General features: G+C 67.4%; 18 protein-coding genes. 7 read left to right on the top strand and 11 right to left on the bottom strand.

All coding sequences use genetic code 11. The features are described 5' to 3' along the window. Nucleotides 1–120: 120 nt before the first annotated feature. Together Q7V45_RS10810 and Q7V45_RS10815 are read right to left on the bottom strand one after the other, a co-directional pair. A complete protein-coding gene (locus tag Q7V45_RS10810) occupies nucleotides 121–1386 on the bottom strand; it encodes a M28 family peptidase (protein WP_304851421.1) in 1266 nt (421 codons plus the stop codon). Between the two features lie 3 nt (nucleotides 1387–1389). Next, nucleotides 1390–2268, bottom strand: coding sequence for a LysR family transcriptional regulator (locus Q7V45_RS10815; RefSeq protein WP_304851424.1), 879 nt, complete (start codon nucleotides 2266–2268; stop codon nucleotides 1390–1392). Nucleotides 2269–2384: 116 nt separating this feature from the next. On the opposite strand from Q7V45_RS10815, the gene Q7V45_RS10820 reads away from it, so the two are divergent. The 5 genes from Q7V45_RS10820 to Q7V45_RS10840 all read left to right on the top strand — a co-directional run bounded on the left by Q7V45_RS10820 (nucleotide 2385) and on the right by Q7V45_RS10840 (nucleotide 6979). Further along, nucleotides 2385–3149, top strand: a complete 765-nt coding sequence (locus tag Q7V45_RS10820) for an amino acid ABC transporter ATP-binding protein (RefSeq protein WP_304851428.1) — start codon at nucleotides 2385–2387, stop codon at nucleotides 3147–3149. 25 nt (nucleotides 3150–3174) lie between these two features. Beyond that, nucleotides 3175–3984 (top strand): ABC transporter substrate-binding protein, encoded by an 810-nt coding sequence (locus Q7V45_RS10825; protein ID WP_304851431.1) that lies wholly within the window; start codon nucleotides 3175–3177, stop codon nucleotides 3982–3984. Between the two features lie 127 nt (nucleotides 3985–4111). Next, a complete protein-coding gene (locus Q7V45_RS10830) occupies nucleotides 4112–4777 on the top strand; it encodes an amino acid ABC transporter permease (RefSeq protein WP_304851434.1) in 666 nt (221 codons plus the stop codon). Further along, nucleotides 4777–6033 carry a M20/M25/M40 family metallo-hydrolase gene (locus tag Q7V45_RS10835; RefSeq protein WP_304851437.1) on the top strand — a complete coding sequence of 419 codons (1257 nt, stop codon included), beginning with the start codon at nucleotides 4777–4779 and terminating at the stop codon, nucleotides 6031–6033. Before Q7V45_RS10830 ends, Q7V45_RS10835 begins: the two co-directional genes overlap by 1 nt. A gap of 1 nt (nucleotide 6034) precedes the next feature. After that, the gene (locus Q7V45_RS10840) at nucleotides 6035–6979 is read left to right on the top strand and encodes an arginase family protein (RefSeq protein WP_304851440.1); all 945 of its coding nucleotides are present in this window, start codon (nucleotides 6035–6037) and stop codon (nucleotides 6977–6979) included. Nucleotides 6980–7177: 198 nt separating this feature from the next. On the opposite strand, the gene Q7V45_RS10845 is transcribed toward Q7V45_RS10840, so the two are convergent. From Q7V45_RS10845 to Q7V45_RS10855, 3 genes are all read right to left on the bottom strand, one after another. Beyond that, nucleotides 7178–7963, bottom strand: a complete 786-nt coding sequence (locus Q7V45_RS10845) for a dienelactone hydrolase family protein (protein WP_304851443.1) — start codon at nucleotides 7961–7963, stop codon at nucleotides 7178–7180. Continuing rightward, entirely contained in the window at nucleotides 7960–9228 is a 1269-nt protein-coding gene (locus Q7V45_RS10850) for an adenylate/guanylate cyclase domain-containing protein (RefSeq protein ID WP_304851446.1), read from the bottom strand. Before Q7V45_RS10850 ends, Q7V45_RS10845 begins: the two co-directional genes overlap by 4 nt. Nucleotides 9229–9292: 64 nt before the next feature. Further along, nucleotides 9293–11098, bottom strand: coding sequence for an acyl-CoA dehydrogenase family protein (locus Q7V45_RS10855; RefSeq protein ID WP_304851449.1), 1806 nt, complete (start codon nucleotides 11096–11098; stop codon nucleotides 9293–9295). A 76-nt stretch (nucleotides 11099–11174) separates the two neighbouring features. Here Q7V45_RS10855 and Q7V45_RS10860 point away from each other — a divergent pair, with 76 nt between their 5' ends. Further along, on the top strand, nucleotides 11175–12068 hold the full coding sequence (locus Q7V45_RS10860) for a LysR substrate-binding domain-containing protein (protein ID WP_304851452.1): 894 nt from the start codon (nucleotides 11175–11177) through the stop codon (nucleotides 12066–12068). Nucleotides 12069–12086: 18 nt separating this feature from the next. On the opposite strand, the gene Q7V45_RS10865 is transcribed toward Q7V45_RS10860, so the two are convergent. Next, the gene (locus Q7V45_RS10865; protein WP_304851455.1) at nucleotides 12087–13064 is read right to left on the bottom strand and encodes a tripartite tricarboxylate transporter substrate binding protein; all 978 of its coding nucleotides are present in this window, start codon (nucleotides 13062–13064) and stop codon (nucleotides 12087–12089) included. 60 nt (nucleotides 13065–13124) lie between these two features. On the opposite strand from Q7V45_RS10865, the gene Q7V45_RS10870 reads away from it, so the two are divergent. After that, nucleotides 13125–14810 carry an amidohydrolase family protein gene (locus Q7V45_RS10870; RefSeq protein ID WP_304851458.1) on the top strand — a complete coding sequence of 562 codons (1686 nt, stop codon included), beginning with the start codon at nucleotides 13125–13127 and terminating at the stop codon, nucleotides 14808–14810. Nucleotides 14811–14819: 9 nt separating this feature from the next. On the opposite strand, the gene Q7V45_RS10875 is transcribed toward Q7V45_RS10870, so the two are convergent. From Q7V45_RS10875 to Q7V45_RS10895, 5 genes are all read right to left on the bottom strand, one after another. Continuing rightward, nucleotides 14820–15302 carry a hypothetical protein gene (locus Q7V45_RS10875; protein ID WP_304851461.1) on the bottom strand — a complete coding sequence of 161 codons (483 nt, stop codon included), beginning with the start codon at nucleotides 15300–15302 and terminating at the stop codon, nucleotides 14820–14822. 47 nt (nucleotides 15303–15349) lie between these two features. Next, on the bottom strand, nucleotides 15350–16411 hold the full coding sequence (locus tag Q7V45_RS10880; protein ID WP_304851464.1) for a serine hydrolase: 1062 nt from the start codon (nucleotides 16409–16411) through the stop codon (nucleotides 15350–15352). Then, complete coding sequence (locus Q7V45_RS10885; protein ID WP_304851467.1) at nucleotides 16408–16716, bottom strand: RNHCP domain-containing protein; 309 nt, start codon at nucleotides 16714–16716, stop codon at nucleotides 16408–16410. The genes Q7V45_RS10880 and Q7V45_RS10885 overlap by 4 nt, the downstream gene beginning before the upstream one ends. Before the next feature lie 89 nt (nucleotides 16717–16805). Next, nucleotides 16806–17039: a bacteriocin gene (locus Q7V45_RS10890; protein ID WP_304851470.1), complete on the bottom strand. Its 234-nt coding sequence runs from the start codon at nucleotides 17037–17039 to the stop codon at nucleotides 16806–16808. Nucleotides 17040–17343: 304 nt separating this feature from the next. Then, nucleotides 17344–17554, bottom strand: a 211-nt coding sequence (locus Q7V45_RS10895; protein ID WP_304778348.1) for an OmpA family protein, incomplete at its 5' end; no start/stop codon positions are given.

The raw sequence follows: 17554 nt of genomic DNA on the forward strand, positions 1-17554 counted from the left end.
CCATCCTTCGAGACGCGCCGCGGGGCGGCGCTCCTCAGGATGAGGTAAGTGCTTGAATCGATTCAGTTCATTCCCGGTCAGCCTCTCAGGACGAGGTGGATGGGTCGAGACGGAGAGACTCTAAGCCCGCCACGCGGCGGCCTCGGCGGGTGTGGCGTTGCAAGCGGCGGCGACCAGCACGGCCGTCAGCAGGGTCGCTTGCCGCAGTTCGCTTTGCGCGACCTTGTCGCGCGTGTCGGCGGGGGTGAGCACGACGCGCAGATGCGCGTTGGGATCGTCGAAGCCCGCCACCAGTCGGATCGCCGGGATGCCGCCCGCAGCGAAATTCGCGTGGTCGGAATTGGTCATCAGCGGCCGCACGGTGCGCAGGGATTGGCCATTGGCCTCGGCAACGCCCAGCAGGAACGGCTCGACGCCGGCATAGCCGCTGGTGAGCGCGGCGAGGTTCGGACTGCCCGCCACCGAGTCGAGGTTGACGTTGAGCGCGATCTTCGCTCGCTCGGTCTCGCTCAGCGCTTGGACATACTGCGCCGAGCCGGTCAGCGCCCACTCCTCGACGCTAAAGAACATCACCCGCAGGCCGCGCCGCCACTTCGCCACTTCCGGCGACAGCGCCCGCGTCACCGCCAGCACCGCCGCAAGGCCCGTGCCGTTGTCCATGGCGCTCTCGGCCAGGTCGTGGCCGTCGACATGCGCCGACAGCACCACCCATTCGTCGGTCTGTCCGGGATAGTCGAACACCAGCGTCTCGGTCTCGGCCGGCCCCTCCGCGGTCTCGATGGCGATCGTGACGGACGGGAAGCCCGTCGAACGCCGCGCCAGCTTCGCGGCCGTCTCGGGTGAAATGCCGAGCGCGGGAATGCCCTCGCCCGAGTCGCGCCCCGAGGAGCCCGCCACCACGTGGCCCGCGAGCGGACCGCCGATCAGGAACCCCACGGCGCCATGGGCGCGCGCCATGTCGTACTTGCGCCGGCGATGGATCGTACCGGCCGCGAACATCAGCTCGTGCCGCACCAGCACGATGCGGCCGGCGATCTCCGCCTTGTGGGCCTCGAACTCGTCGGGGGTGCCACGTCCGAGATCGATGACCTCGGCGGTGAGGCCAGGCGTCGCGATGGTGCGGACCAGCGGATGGCAGGCCGCAAATGCCCCACCCGGCAGCTTCAGTGTCGCCGACTTGGCCTGCCAGCCATTATAGGGGACCGGGATCGAGCGTCCCGAGTTGGCCGGCGAGACCGCGCGCACCCGCTCACGCAGCAACGCAAACGCCTTCTTCTCGCTCTCGGTGCCCGAGAGACGGCCACCGCAATCGCAGATGTCGTTGAAGTCGCGCCACAGCGCCTCGTCGGCTGCGAGGCAGCCCATCAGGTTGGCGTCGAGACGCATCAATCACCCTTTCAGTTTGTCGTCGAGCATGTCGAGGAACGCCGTCGCCAGCACCGAAGGCTCGCGGTCGCGGCGATGGAAGGCGCCGATCTCGTAGGTGACGGCCGGTTCGAACGGCCGCGCTACGAGACCGAGATGCTCGAAGCTGCGCGCCGACAGCGGATCGACGATCGACCATCCGGCGCCCGCCGCCACCAGGCCGCAGAGAGTGGCGAAGAACTCGGCCTCGACCACGGCATTGATCGATACGCCCGCCGCCGAGAAGACGCCGCGGATACGGTTGGGCACCTGATGCGAACGCGCCGGCATCACCATCGGGTGCGGCCCGAGCAGTTCCGGCGTCAGCAGCTTGCGCGAGGCGAGCGCATGGCGCGGCGGCAGGATGGCGACGCACCGCATGCCGTACCGCCGGACCTCGACCTGGCTCTCGTCGATCGGCAGCTCGGCGATGCCGATGTCGAAGCTCTCGGTCGGCAGAAGCTTGCTCACCACGTCGGAATGACGCGAGATCAGCCGTACCGATACGCCCGGCCGCTCGGCCAGGAACTGCGCCACCAGATTGGGCAACAGGGAGATGGCGGCGGAGGGGTGGCTGGCGATCGCCAGACGCCCCGACTGACCCTCCCGGATCTGCGCCGTCGCGGCCTGCAGCCGGTCGACCTCGCCCAGCACGCGGCTTGCTTCGGCATAGAACAGGATGCCCTCGGCCGTCGGCTTAAGCCGGCCATTGGCGCGCTCGAACAGGGAGAAACCTACCGTCTCCTCCAGGCGCGCGATCTGGGTGCTGACCGCGGGTTGGGTCACGCCCATGGCGCCCGCGGCGGCGGTCATGGAGCGGTGATCGACCACCGCCCGGAAGGCTTCGAGAAGCTTGACGTCCATACTCTATAAACAGCCGTTATCGGTGATTCTTACAATTGCTCCGGCCTCTACTAGCAAAACTCCTGCCGATCCGGCAGTCTGCAAGAGAGCGGCATAGGAATTGCTTATGGAGTGACATGAGCAGCACGAGCCCCCTCATCCTCGCGGACGGCATCACCAAGCGCTTTGGTGCCAACCAGGTGCTGACCCGCGTGTCTCTGGAAGTCCTGGAGCGCGACGTCGTCTGCGTCGTGGGCCCGTCGGGCTCGGGCAAGACCACGCTGCTGCGCTGCCTTGCGCTGCTGGAAGAGCCGAGCGAGGGCCGCGTGGTCATGGAAGGCGTGCCCATTTCGACGCCTTCGCCGGACAAGCAGGTCAAGGCCGCCGCCCGCGACGTGCGCTCCGAAATCGGAATGGTCTTCCAGCACTTCAACCTGTGGCCACACATGTCGGTGCTCCAGAATCTGATCGAAGCGCCGATCCGGGTGAAGAAGATGCCCAGGGACAAGGCCGTCGCCATCGCCGAGTCGCTGCTTAAGAAGGTCGACCTGTTCGAGAAGCGCGACGCCTATCCGGCGCGCCTGTCCGGCGGCCAGCAGCAGCGCGTGGCGATTGCCCGCGCTTTGGCCATGTCGCCCAAGGTCCTGCTGTTCGACGAGGCAACCAGCGCGCTCGATCCCGAGCTGCGCCGCGAAGTGCTCGCCGTCATGCGCCAGCTCGCGCGCGAGGGCATGACCATGCTGGTCGTCACGCACGAGATGGGCTTCGCGCGCCATGTCGGCACGCGCACCGTGTTCATGGATCGAGGCGAGATCGTCGAGGCGGCGCCGGGTTCGGCCTTCTTCGATGCGCCGCAGACGGAGCGCGCCCAGCGCTTCCTGCAGCAGTTCGCGGACGAGTGATGGGGAAGGTCAACAAGGGAGACCGATGATGGGTGTAGCAAGGATATTGGGTGCGCTCGCGCTGGCCGGCACGGTTGGCGCGTTTTCGATCACGGGCGCGGAAGCCCAGCAGACGCAGTCGCGTCTCTACGAGGTGACCAAGAGCAAGAAGCTCAGGGTCTGCCAGTTCCCGCTCTACTATTCGATCTCGTTCCGCAATTCCAAGACCGGCGAGATCGAGGGCATCGACGCCGACCTGGCGAAGGAATTCGCAAAGGAGCTGGACGCCAAGCTGGAGATCGTCGAATCGAGCTTCGGTTCGTTCATCGCCGACCTGCAGGCCGGCAAGTGCGAGATCGGCATGTTCGGCGTCGGCGCCACGATGAAGCGCGGCCAGGCCGTCGAGTTCTCCAAGCCCTACCTGCTGACCAACCTCTACGCGGTCACGCGCAAGGACAGCAAGATCAAGAAGTGGGAAGACATCGACCAGAAGGGCGTGAAGGCTGCCGTCTCTCTGGGCAGCTACATGGAGCCCTTCATGAAGGGCTATGTGAAGAACGCCCAGGTCGTCTCGGTGGCGCCGCCCAACACGCGTGAAGCCGAGCTGGTCGCGCAGCGCGTCGACGTCATCATCACCGACTTCCCGACCGCGATCAAAGTGACCGACGAGTTCGACTGGGCGACCTACATCCTGCCCAACGAGAAGCTCGCCATCACGCCCTACGCCTATGTCGTGCCGCAGGGCGACCAGATCTGGCTGAACTACGTCAACCTGTTCGTCGACACGATCAAGCTCGACGGAAGGCTGCTGAAGTACGCCAAGAAGCACAAGCTCGACCCGATCGTCGCGCCGTAGTCAAGCTTGCCTCCCCCGTCCGCGGGGGAGGTGTCAGCGTCTTACGCTGACGGAGGGGTCATGACCCCTCCGTCGCCGCCAAGCGGCGCCACCTCCCCATTTGAATGGGGAGGAAGAGTGAGGGTGGATGTTCAAGTACCAATTCCGCTGGGACACGGTCTGGGGAAGCTTCGACTTCCTGATGGGCGGCCTGCAGATGACGCTGGTCATCTCGGCCATCACGCTGGTGCTGGCGATGGTCGGCGGGTTGGTCATCGCGCTGCTCGACATGTCGCGCTTCCGGGTGCTGCGCTGGATCGGCATCTCGATCGGCGAAGTCGTGCGCAACACGCCGATCCTCGTACAGCTTCTGTGGGTCTACTATGTGCTCCCGATCGTGTTCGGCGTGCGCATCGAGGCGCTGGTTGCCCTGATCATCGGCCTCGCCCTCTATCAGGCGTCCTTCATCTCGGAGGTGTACCGCTCGGGTATCCAGAGCGTGCCCAAGGGCCATCGCGAGGCCGCCCAGGTGCTGGGCCTGACGCCATTGCAATCGTTCAACCGCATCGTGCTGCCGCAGGCGATCCGCATGACCCTGCCGCCGCTCGCCTCGAACTTCGTGCAGCTCATCAAGTTCTCCTCGCTGGGCGCCGTCATCTCGGTGAGCGAGATCACAAGGCGCGGCATGGAGCTCTCGGCCACCAACTTCCGGCCGCTCGAGACCTTCACCTTCATCGCCGTGGTCTACTTCTTCATCTGCTGGCCGCTCGCCATGGCCATCCGCTTCTGGGAACGCAGGCTGCAGGCTCGCTGATGTCCTCGAAAATCCGCTCCGAACTGACGCGCCGCGTCGAGGGCTCGCTCGACCGTCTCATCGCCGTCACACAGCGGCTGGTGGCCGTGGCCTCGCCCAACCCGCCGAGCGACACGTTCGACGTCGCCGCCGTGGCCGAAGCGCTGCTGCGCGAGATTCCCGGCATCGAGATCGAACGTGTCGAGCCGGAGCCACGAATCGTCTCCCTGATCGGCCGGATCCGCGGCCGCGCCCCCGGGCGCCGCCTGATCTTCAACGGGCATCTCGACACCTTCCCGCTGCTCGAGAAGCTGCCCTGGACCGTGCCGCCGCTGGGCGGCGTGCTGAAGGACGGCAAGCTCTATGGCCGCGGGGTCTGCGACATGAAGGGCGGCATCGCCTGCTCGCTGCTGGCCGCCCTGCTATTGGCCGAGCTCCGCGACACCTGGGACGGAGAGATCGTGCTGACCCTGGCGGGAGACGAGGAGAATATGGGTTCGCTGGGCTCCGGCTATCTCCTCCAGAATTTTCCCCACGCTGCCGGCGACGCAAACATCTGCGGCGATGTCGGTTCGCCCAAGGTCGTGCGCTTCGGCGAGAAGGGCCTGATGTGGGTCGAGATCGAGACCACGGGATCGCCCGCCCACGGCGCCCATGTCCACAAGGGGACCAACGCCATTGATCGGCTGCGTACCGCGCTCGACTATCTGAAACAACTCGAGGACGTGCCCTTCCAGCCGCCGCCGGTCGTCACCTCGGCGATCGGCAAGGCCAAGCCCATCTCCGAGCCCCTGTCGGGCACCGGCGAAGCCGACACGCTGTCGAGGGTCACGGTGAACATCGGCACCATCGAGGGCGGGACCTCGCCCAACCTGGTGCCGACATACGCCCTCGCCCGAGCCGATATCCGCCTGCCTGTCGGGATCACGACGGATGTGCTGGCCGCCAAGCTCGATGAGTGGCTAGCGCCCTTGGAGGGAGTGAGCTGGAAAGCGATCCGCCGCTTCGAGCCGTCCTTCACCGATCCCGGCCACGAGATCGTGACCCGCACCGCCTCGGTCGCCGCCGAAGTGCTGGGCGAGACGCCCGCCATCAACATGAGGGTCGGCGGTTCGGATTCGCGTTGGTATCGCATGTTCAATGTGCCGACCGTGGTGCTGGGGCTCACGCCCTTCAACATGGGCGGCGCCGACGAGCATGTTCTGGTGGACGAGCTGCTGGCCGTCGCCAAGATCCATACCCTGGTCGCCTACGACTTCCTCTCCGCGGAGCCCTGACATGGACCGTCTGTCCGACGACGAGCTGTTCACCCTGCCGATGACCTTCATGGGCGTGCCCTATGGCCGGCCGGGGCCGGCCAACAAGGCCGCGATCCTCGGCATTCCGTTCGATTGCGGCACCAACATGCGCATCGGCGCGCGTGGCGGCCCCGATTCGGTGCGCCAGCAGTCGCAGCTCATGCGGCGCTTCAATCCGACCAATGCCGACTTCGATCCGGCCCTGGCGCTGGGTCTGGTCGACTGCGGCAACGTCAAGCTCACGCCCTCGAAGATCGTCGATGCGTTCGAGCGGATCGAACAGGCGGCCGACCGCATCGTCGAGGCGGGCGCCGTGCCGATCACGATCGGCGGCGACGGCTCGGTCACCGTTCCCGTCGCCCGCGCCGTCGGCAAGAAGTACCCCAAAATGGCGGCGCTCCACATCGATTCGCACACCGATTCGTACCCGTACGGCTCGGAGGAAAAATACAACTCCGCCACCCAGTTCACCCATGTCGCCGAGGAAGGCCTCGTCGATCCCGAATTCTCCTGGCATGTCGGCATCCGCAGCACGACCTATGCGCAGGGCGTCGTGCCGCGCGCCATGAGTCTGGGCTACAAGGTCGTCTCGATCGACGAGCTGATCCGCGGCGGCTTCGCCCAACGCATGGCCGAGTTCCGCGACAAGGTCGGCAAGCGGCCGGTCTATCTCTGCTTCGACATGGACGTGTTCGACCCGTCCTGCGCACCGGGCGTCTGCACCCCTTCCTGGGGCGGCCTCAGCGCGCGCGAAGGTATCGACCTGCTGCGCTGCCTAACCGACCTCAACATCGTCGCCGTCGACGTGAACACGGTGAGCCCGCCGCAGGACGTCAACGGCATGGCCGCCCACCTCTGCTCGCACGTGATCTACGAGACGCTCGTGCTGCTGTGCCGGCAGATGGGGCTGGCGGAGGCTCATTAGTAGATGCGCACGACCTCATCCTGAGAGGCTGACCGGAAATGAACTGAATCGATTCAAGCACTTACCTCATCCTGAGGAGCGCCGCCCCGCGGCGCGTCTCGAAGGATGGGCCGCAGACTCGGTGCTCGTTCCCACCCTTCGAGACGGCCGCTGCGCGGCCTCCTCAGGATGGGGTTATTGGCGGGGAGACGCAGCCCGCTACCGTAGATACTTCGCGAAGAACGCCTTCGTCCGCGCCTCGGCATCTGGCGCGGCAACCGTATCGTAAGCCAGGTGATGCTGCTTGCCGGCGGCGCCAGGCACGGTGCGGTCGGCGGCTTTCGAATCGAAGCTGTGATAGGCATTGGGATAGTAGACGGCCTCGACGAGGTCGCTGCGCTTCAGGCCCGAGACCAGGCTCCGGCAGCGGTCGGCCGGCGTCCAGTCGTCCTTGTCGCCGGCCAGCAGCAGGACCGGAATGTCGACTCCGACATCGAACTTCAGATTGCAGCCGGGATAGTAGGCGACGCCTGCCGCCAGGCCGCGCTGCGCCAGACCGAAGCTCTTCTGCGCCGAGCGGATCACCGTCGAGCCGCCATGGCTGTGGCCGATGATGCCGACCTTGCCCTTCACCACATCAGACCGCGTCGCCAGAAAGTCGAGCGCGCCCGCGATGTCGGCCACGCGCATGTTGGGTGTCACCACGTTGGGGGTCGTGCACACAGCCTTGGTGCCGCGCGGGACAAAAGAGTCCGGCGCCAGCACGAGATAACCCCAGCTCACCAGCAACTTGCCCCACCTGTCGGTGTGCGCGTTCGCACCGGCACAGCTATGCGCCAGGATGATCGCCGGGAACGGCCCGTCGCCCGACGGCTTGTAGATCCAGCCCTTCACCTCGGGTCCCGCCTGGCTGCTGCCGACGGTGACGCTGGGGAAGTTGACGGACTGTGCGGCAGCGGAACCGGCGAACAGCAGGACGACCAGGATCGCCAACCAACGTGTCATGGCACACCATAGATCGAGATCGGCGCGGCGAGGCCACGCAGCTCGTGCTCGCCCAGCGACTCGAGCGGCCGGTCGAGCAGGCGCATCACGGGTTCGGTGACGACGATGGAACGGCCCAGCGTCTTGCTGAGCGCCTCGACGCGACTGGCGGCGTTGACGGCCCGGCCAATGACCGTGAAATCCAGCCGTTCGGGCGCACCGACATTGCCGAAGAACACCTCGCCGTCGTGCAGGGCGATCCCGGTGCGCAAGGGCCGCCAGCCGGGGATATCCGCGAAAGCCCGCGGATCTTCATTGACGCGTTCGATCGCTTCGAGCGCGCCCTGCGCCGCCGCCAGTGCCGCCGCGGCTACGGCTTTTTCATCGGCGAAGGCCGAATAGGGAAACACCGCCAGCAGCCCGTCACCGATGAACTTCAGCACCTCGCCATCATGCGCCAGGACCGCACCGGCGAGGCACTCGAAGTAGCCGTTCAGCAGGGCGATCATGTCGGGGCCGTCGAGACGGTCGGCGAGATCGGTGAAGCCGCGCAGGTCCGATGCCCAGATGATGGCGCGGATCGGCTCCCCGGCACCGCGCTTGATCGAGCCGCGCAGCACACGTCCGCCGGCGGCCGCGCCGAGATAGGTGTCCAGGACGTTGGCGGCGATCCTGAGGGCGATGTGGCGCTCGACATGAAGCGCGGCGAGCCGCAGAAGCCGCGTGAGGTCGCCGAACTGGGCTTCCGGGAAGCCGCCGGGGCGCTTCGTCGCCACTGTCGCGGCGTTGTGATAGGCGCCGCCCGCACGCAAGGGAAGGGCGGCGTATTCGACGTAACCCTGACGCGCGAGTTCGGCCATCAGCGGGAAGCGCGGCGCCGCCTCGCCGGTCCGGCCCCTGAAGGCCTCGCCCTTCTCGATCACGTGGAACAGCGGATTGCGCCGGTAGGCATCGTCGGCCAGCGCCGCCTCGGCCACCCTGACCTCGTCGCAGAGTCCGTCGACACGGTTCCAGTTCCAGGCAAATCCGAAGAGCTGGGGATGCAGCGTCCCGACATGCAGGCTGGCCCGGTCGAGCGGCAGACCTGCCGCGACGAGGCGCCAGCACAGCTGCTCGAAGAAGGGCAGGACATCCTCTTCGCCGAGCGCATCGGTCAGCAGCCAGCTCTCGACATCGGCGATCGACGCCGTTTCCGCCGCCACGGCCGGGCCGCCGTCGGCCCTGCGGTGCAGCGAGACCGCCGCAGGATAGGTCCGCGGCGCGGGATCGGGACGGGCCACCGGCATGGTCCGCCATCTTCCCACCGGTCCGGCCGGCCCGCCATCGGGAAGATGGCGCGCGCCCTGCCCGCTAGGCCGTGAGCATCGAGGATGCTTGATCGGGCGAGACCGGCGACTCGTCGAGCAGCGCCGAGATCGCGGCCTCCTCCCAGTCGCCGCCATCGGCGGCGAGCTTGGGGCGGTCCGAAAGGCGATGCTCCAGAACGAAGCGGGCCATCAGCATGCGCCTTGCATCGCCGCCGGCCGCGGCGAGACGGGCGCCTTCGTGGGCCATCAGCACCGCGGTGGTGACGTGATAGAGCGCGCTGGCCGCGACCCGGCTGAAGCGCTCCTTCGACGGCGTATCGGCAACCTCTTCGGCAAAGCGGAGGGCCTGGGCCAGCGTCGTCTCGAGCCGCGTACGGAACTGGCCGGGAAGACCCCGCGTATCGGCCAGCCGCTCGCCCAGCGCCTGGCCCAGCTGGACATGCGCGCGTTCCTTGCCGACCGCCCGCTGGATGACGTCGAGGGCGTTGACGCTCGACGTGCCGTCCCAGATCACGCCGAGATGAGCGTCCCGGACCAGCCGGGCGTTCGGCCAGTCCTCGATGTAGCCATTGCCGCCCCGCGCCTCCATCGCCGCCGTGGCGACGGCGATGTTGTCGCGTGAGGCGCGGTACTTGCCGATGGGCGTGAGGATGCGCACCACCTTCGCGGCAACCGGATCGTCGACCCGGCCCATCATGGTGGTGGTCAGCATGAGGGCCGACAGCGCCTGCTCGGTCTTGATCAGCATCTTCACGAGCTGGCGTCGCATCAGCGGGTGGTCGATCACCCGCCGCCCGAAGGCATTGCGGTGACGCGCCACCTGCATCGATTCGTTGAGGCAGCGCCGCATCATGCCGGCGGCGCGCGTCAGGTGCGAAACGCGGCTGGGATTGACCATCTCCAGCATCTGCTTCATGCCGCGATCGATCTCTCCGAGCGGGTAGGCGACGGCACCCTCGAAGACGATCTCGCCGCTCGGCATCGACTTGCTGCCGAGCTTGTCCTTCAGCCGCACGATCCGATAGTCGTTCCGGGAGCCGTCGGGCAGCGTCCGCGGCATCAGGAAGAGACCGAGGCCGCGGCTTCCCTCCCGCGCCCCCTCGGGACGGGCCAGCAATACCGCGACATCGCCGTCGGCGTTGGAACAGAACCACTTCTCGCCGTAGAGGCGCCACTGCTCGCCGTCGCGCACGGCCGTCAGCTCGGCGGCGCCGGCGTCGGAGCCGCCGATCTTCTCAGTCATGAACTGCGCGCCGTAGAGCAGCCGGTCCATGTCCTGGGTCAGCATGCGGTCGAGATAGCGCGCCTTGAGCGCCTCGCTACCGTACCGTTCGAGCAGGTCGGACGTGCAGTCGGTCAGGTTCACGGGGCAGAGCACGCCGAACTCGGCCTGGGAGAACAGATAGAAGAAGGCCTGCTTGGCGAGGATCGGCATCTTGTCGTGCCAGCCCAACACGCCGGGCCGGTGCGTCATGGCATGCATGCCGAAGCGGGCGAAGGCGATGCGGCGGATCTCGTCGTAGGCAGGATGGACCTCGATCCATTCCTCGTCGCGGCCGAACCGGTCGCGTCGGTGCAGCACCGGCGGATGCTTGTCGGCGAGGTCCGCGAGCCGGTTCAGGCGCCCGCCCGCAAGCTCGCCCAGCTCGTTCAGGTGCTTCGTCAGATGAGCCAGCAGCGGCCCCTCCATGTAGAGACCGAGCAGATCCCGGAGGCTGTGGTCGATCGCGAAGAAGTTCAGCCCGCTGCAATCGGGCGCGATGTGCTCGGAGCGTTGGGCGACGGCCGACCGTCCGGCGAGCGAGGCCGGAACCGTCAGGGTGGAGGTGATGGGAGAAAGGTCATTCATGGAGGTGAGGATGCGTGGAGTCCTGCGCACTCTCAAACGATTACTTTTCCAAGCATTTTGAGTAATACTCAACACTATGAGCACCCGCCGTCTCCCGCCCCTGCATGCGGTGCGGGCCTTCGAGGCCGCCGCGCGGCACTTGTCGATCACCCACGCCGCGCGCGAGCTGAACGTCACGCCCGGCGCCGTCAGCCGGCACGTTCGGACGCTCGAGGAGAACCTGAAGGCCTCCCTGTTCGTGCGACGCGCCACCGGGCTCGAATTGACGCCGGTCGGCCGCTCATTGGCCGACGGGACACGCGAAGCACTCGACCGGCTGGAAGAAGCCACCGCCGGCGTCCGGCTTCGCCACTACCGGCAGCTCTCCATCGGTGTTTATGGCCATTTCCTGTCGCGCGCGCTGCTGCCGCTCCTGGCGCGTCTGCGCCGCGATCTCCCCGAGTTGGAGGTCGACTTCCATGCGAGCACCAACCCGCTCGACCTGCTGCCCAGCCGCTTCGATGCGGTGATCGCGGTCTCCGGCATCGGTCGACAGTCGGGTCTCGTCGTGCGGCCCCTGATGCCGATCACGACCGTGGCGGTCGCGGCGACACCGCGCCTGCGAAAGGGTACGGTCGACTTCGCACGCGTGCCGCTGCTCCACACCCGGCCGCGCTCCGAGGACTGGCGGCGCTGGCTGGACCATGCCGGCTTCCTTGCCGTGCCGGTGCGCGGCGGCAGCACCTTCGAAAGCGCCAGCCAGACACTCGAGGCGGTCGTTGCCGACCTCGGGCTGGGCATCGCCATCGAAGGGCTGCTCGGGCCCGATCTGAAGGCCGGTCGCATCGCCATTGCCCACCCGGCCCGGCGCCCGACGCGCCGGCACTTCACGTTGCAGTACGACGTCCGCTTCGCCGGCGATCCGTCGCTCGTGGCTTTCGCCGGCTGGCTATGCGGGGCGCTCGAGTCCGGACGGCACTATTCGAGCTGAGCACCCTGGTCCTCTTGATCACTCCGGCTGGATGCCCGCCAGCTTGGCGACCTCGCCCCAGCTCGCCAGCTCCCTCTTGATCCGCTGGGCAAAGGCGTCGGGCGCCTCGCCGCCCGGCAGGCTCGACAGGTCGCGGATCTTGGCCTTCACCTCGGGCTCGGCGAGGACCGCGACCACGTCATCGCGCAGGCGGCTCGCCAGCGCCGGCGGCATCTTGCCCGGGCCGAACATCGCGAACCAGGCGGTCGTATCGACGCCCGGCACGCCCGCCTCGGCGATGGTCGGAACGTCCTCGAGGCCTGGCAGACGCTTGGTGCCGCTTACCGCCAGCATGCGCAGCGTGCCCGCCCGGTGCTGCGACATCACCGTGAGTGGGCTGGTGAGGCCGATCGGGATATGGCCGCCGGCCAGCTCCTGCATCATCGGCGCCGCGCCCTTGTAGGCCACGTTCTCGATCTTGAGCCCGCTCTTCACCCGGAACAGCTCGCCGACCATGCGGGTCGTGTTCTCGGTGCTGCCGAACTGGTACTTGCCTGGATTGGCCTTCGCCGCAGTCATGAACTTTTCCATCGTGTCCATGCCCGCCTTGGGCGAGCCGACGATGGCAATGGCACCCTCGACCAGCGGTGTAACCGGCGTGAAGTCGCGTTCGGTGTCGTAGGGCAGGACCTTGGTGGTGTAGGGATTGATGGTGTGCGCGCTGGTCATGATCAGCAGCGTGTAACCGTCGGGCGGTGCCTTGGCGACGATCTCGCTGCCCAGGATACCGCTCGCGCCGCCCTTGTTGTCGATGATGACGGTCTGCTTCCACTTTTCCGCTAGGCGCGGGACGATCAGGCGCGCCACCAGGTCGGTGCCGCCGCCGGCCGGATAGGGCACCACCACCCGGACCTGCTTCGTGGGATAGTCCTGGGCGCGGACGATCGCCGGCGCCAGTCCGAACGCCGCTCCCGCCGTCCCTGCCGCCACGAAACCGCGGCGCGTCATGCCTGTCATGCAAACCTCCCGTTCCATTTTCTTGGCGACAGACTAGGGTCATTCCGGGAGGAAAAAAACATGTTCGATCTGGTCATCAGGGACGCTGAAATCCACGATGGTTCGGGCGCCCAGCCGATCCGGGGCGACCTCGGCGTGACGGATGGCAGGATTGCCGCGATCGGCCCGAAGCTCGGCGCCGCCCGGGAGACCGTGAAGGCCGATGGCCTCGCGCTGGCGCCGGGCATCATCGACGGCCATACGCACTACGATGCGCAGATCACCTGGGATCCCTTCGTCGATCCCTCGCCGGCGCTGGGCGTCACCACGGCGATCCTGGGCAATTGCGGCTTCACCATCGCGCCCTGCAAGCCGGCCGACCGCGACCTCACCATGCGCCACCTGACCCATGTCGAAGGCATGTCGCTCGACGCCCTGCGCGCCGGCATCAACTGGGGCTTCGAGAGCTTTCCGCAATATCTCGACATGCTGGAAAAGAACGGCGTCGGCCCCAACGTCGCCTGCTTCGCCGGCCACTCCGCCATCCGCACCTTCGTGATGGGCGCCGACGCCACCGAACGCGCGGCCACGGCCGACGAAGTCGCCCGGATGGCCGACCTGGTGCGCGAGGCCATGGTGGCGGGCGCCATCGGTTTCGCCTCCTCGACCTCGGAAGCGCACAATGGCGAGGGCGGCACGCCGATGCCGTCGCGCCTCGCCGACGATCATGAGTTGCGCACCCTCGTGAAGGCGATGGGCGAGCGCGGTACCGGCGTCTACATGCTGACCAAGGGCCGCACGACCACGATTCCCTATCTCGAGGAGATCGCGGCCGAGGCCAACCGGCCGGTGGTGATTGCCGCGTTGTTCCATTCCAACACCAACCCCGAGGCCGCCTTCGCCACGCTCGACCAGGTGAACGCGGCGCGCGCCCGCGGCCGCACCCTGGTGGCGCAGACCTCGTGCTGCCCGCTCAGCATGGATTTCACCTTCCACAGCCCCTACCTGTTCGAGAGCATGCAGGCGTGGAAGCCGGCGATGGCTGCGCACGATCCGGCCGAACTGAGGAAGATCTATCGCGATCCGGCGTGGCGCGCTTCGGTGCGCGAGGAGCTGCAGGCCAAGCGCGGCCGGCTGCTGTTCAACGGCGAGTGGGACAAGCTGTTCGTCGTCGAGACGGCGAAGGACGAGAACCGCAAGATGGAAGGTGCGACCCTGGCCGAGCTCGCCAAGGCGGCCGGCAAGGACCCGTTCGACTTCATCCTCGACTTCGCCCTGTCGGAAAACCTCGACACGATGTTCGTGGCGCAGCTCCTGCACAACGACGACAAGCAGGTCGGCCGCATCCTGGCCGATCCCAACACCCACATCTCGCTGAGCGACGCCGGCGCCCATCTCACCTTCTTCTGCGACGCCGGCTTCGGCCTGCACCTGATGGGTCACTGGAGCCGCGATCTCGGCGTGCTCGACCTGCCGCAGGCGGTGCATCGCCTGACGGGTCAGCCGGCCAGGCTGTTCGGCATCCAGGATCGCGGCCTGCTGCGCGAGGGCCTCGCCGCGGACCTCATGCTGTTCGATCCGAAGACCGTGGCGCGTGGACCGAAGCGCCGCGCGCACGACCTGCCGGCCGGGGCCGCGCGCCTCACCGCGGGCGCGATCGGCCTGCACGGCGTCTGGATCAACGGCGTGAAGGCCGCCGATGAGAAGGGTTTCTGCGCCGATCCCGCCGCGCGGCCGGGCAAGGTGCTCCGCTCGTTCGCGGCTTAAGGGCGCCGCCTAGGAGCGCGTGCGCAGATAGGCGATGACGGCTCGACCCGACAGGTAGGTCGCGCCAAGACCGGCGAGGCTGGTCGCATAGGGCACCCACGCAACCGCCTGCTCGGTGACGAGCGGCGCGAGGGTCGCGGTGACCATTGCCGCCGCGATCACCATGGTCACGAGCAGCCCGTCGCGTGCGCCGGGCAGGCGCACCAGGCCGAACTCGTCGATGTCGGACTTGATGAACAGGCCGCGAATCACACCCAGGGCGAGCCCCAGCCCGAGCGCGGCGCGCAACAGCCATGGCTCGCGATTTTCCGGCGCAACGAAACCCATCATGACGTAGACGCAGATGAAGGCCAGCGCCGGCGGCACCAGCAGCAGGCTGCGCGAACGGGAACGGCCCTGCCATTCCGGCAGCGATACGTAGAGGCAGGCCGCGATGGCGAACACGGCCAGCAGATGCAGAAGGTTCAGAGCCCACTCCCCCGAGACGTCCAAGACTTCCCCAAGCCCATCGCCCTAGGTAGCTCAGCTCGCGAAACGTGTCACGGCCACCGCTTTACACCCCGTGCGGCATTGCCCAGGGCCCCGTCGAGGCCACCGTCCCCCTGCTCGCGTCCGGGCTCGGCATAGCTCACCATGTTGACGTCGAGCGCGCCCGGCCGCACCGCGAAGGTCGAGTAGGAGACGTGCAGGGGCCCGTCATGGGCATTGCGGAGATCGTAGACCCAGCGGCCGGCATGCCAGAAATTGCCGCCGCCGCGCGGCGTCGGCCGTACGAAGGTGCCCAGCCCGTAATGGGCGCCGCCGCCCACCTGCTTGCCCTCCGGCGACATCATCCATTGCCGCGCCCGCGGGCCGATCGCAGGGTTGCCTTGGGCAAAGGCCTGGTAGAAGCGGGCATAGTCGGCGAGTGGCATGCGCCAGCCGCCGTAGCTGGAGAGAATGCGCCAGGCCGGATCGAGCCGGGCAGCCCGCGCGCCGAGCGGCGTCAGCATGGCGTCCTTGCAGTAGCGTTCGTAGGGCTGGCCGGCCGCCTCTTCGATGATGGCGCCCAGGATCAGGTAGTTCGCGTTCGAGTACTCGAAACGCTCGCCTGGCTGGTATTGCAGTCGGCGGGCGAACAGCCAGCGGAGCTGCTCGTCGAAGGCCGTGCGCCCCCCCGAGTTGCGCCACAGCCAGTTCGCCATGTCGCCGTCGCTGCCGATCGACGAACCGAAGCCGCCGCGATGGACAAGGAGTTCCGATACCGTCACCGGCAGGAGCCGCGGATCGACCGGCAGGCCCGTGCGCGCAATCGTGCGCGCCAGAGCCTGCGAAACCGGTGTCTCGAAAGAAAGCGTTCCTCGCTCGATCAGAGTGGCGATGCAGACGCCGGTCACCGCCTTCGACAGGCTGGCGTACGGCACGGATGCATCAGGGGCGAGACCTCCCATCGTCGCCTCGTGCACCGGCCGACCGGCATGCATGACCACCAGGCCGCCACGCGTGCGCTGGGTTTTCTCCATCCAGCCGCGCCATGCCTGCTCGATATCCTCCACCCCCTGGGCGGCGGCCGTACCGGCCGCCGAAACGAAGAGCAGGACGAAAAGCGAGAGAAGCCTCAAGACATTGCCCGTCGGCGGGCGACCTCGACCAGCGCCCGCGAACTGTCATCGGGTGAGGATTTGTTGCGCTTCACCTGGCCGCACTTCAGGCATCTGTGCACGATGACGTAGCGGCCGCGCGCCTGCTCGACGGCGATCGGCTCCATCAGCCCGCCACAGTCCGCCGCGCGGTCACCGGGATTCTCGTCGACATGCTTGCTGCACAGGCAGGCCGGGCAATGGTTGGTGAATCCATTCCCCTCGACTTCCGTGCCACAGCGCTCGCACGTGAAGTTCTCGATGTTGCGCGTGAAGAGACGGGCCATGCATCATTTTCGCATTGGCCCCTGCCGTCTGCACACGAAAAAGGGTGGGCACCCGGTCGTGCCCACCCCGCATCCGTCAGAGAGCGATGTTAGCGGTAGTAGCCGTAGTCGTTGCGCGGCGTGGTGGCGGCACCGATCGCGGCACCACCCAAGCCACCCACGACGGCGCCGGCCACCGGGGAGCCCATCGTCGAGCCGACGACAGCGCCCGTACCTGCACCGATCGCGCCGCCGGTCAGGGCGCGGTCCGTCGGATTGTTCCCGCACGCGGCGACACCCAGGCCGAGCGCCGCAACGATCGCGATATTCGTGAACTTCAGCATGGGAGTCTCCTGCGCGTGAATTGTTAGGGAGAGAACGACTGACGATGCCGCGCGGTTGCGTTCATGGATTCGCGTGGGAGGCACGATCACCAAGCGGACACGGCGCGCTTCCGCGCCGCAACGTTCGGAGCGCATTTCTAGGAAGAGAAGCTGGGATGAAGGCCTCCGGTCGCAGCCGACGCCACTCGGGGAGAGGGGTTGGAAGGCCACAACCGGAGGGCCGGACCGTGAGGTCCGGCTCCCTTCTAACGCGCGCCGCACCGGTTCGTTGCCGGTGCGGCTGGCTTGAGATGAACGATTCGTCCTACTGGATGACGATTTCGACGCGGCGGTTCTGCGGCTCGCGGACGTTCGGGCCGGTCTGCACCAGCAGACCCTGCTCGCCACGGCCCACCACCGCGATCGCGGTCGCCGGCACGCCTTCGCGCACCAGAGCGTCCTTGACGGCGTTCGCACGACGCAGCGACAGCGCCATGTTGTAGGCCGGCGCGCCCGACGTGTCGGTGTGACCGGTC

The organism is Reyranella sp. (genome assembly GCF_030651995.1).
Taxonomy (GTDB): domain Bacteria; phylum Pseudomonadota; class Alphaproteobacteria; order Reyranellales; family Reyranellaceae; genus Reyranella.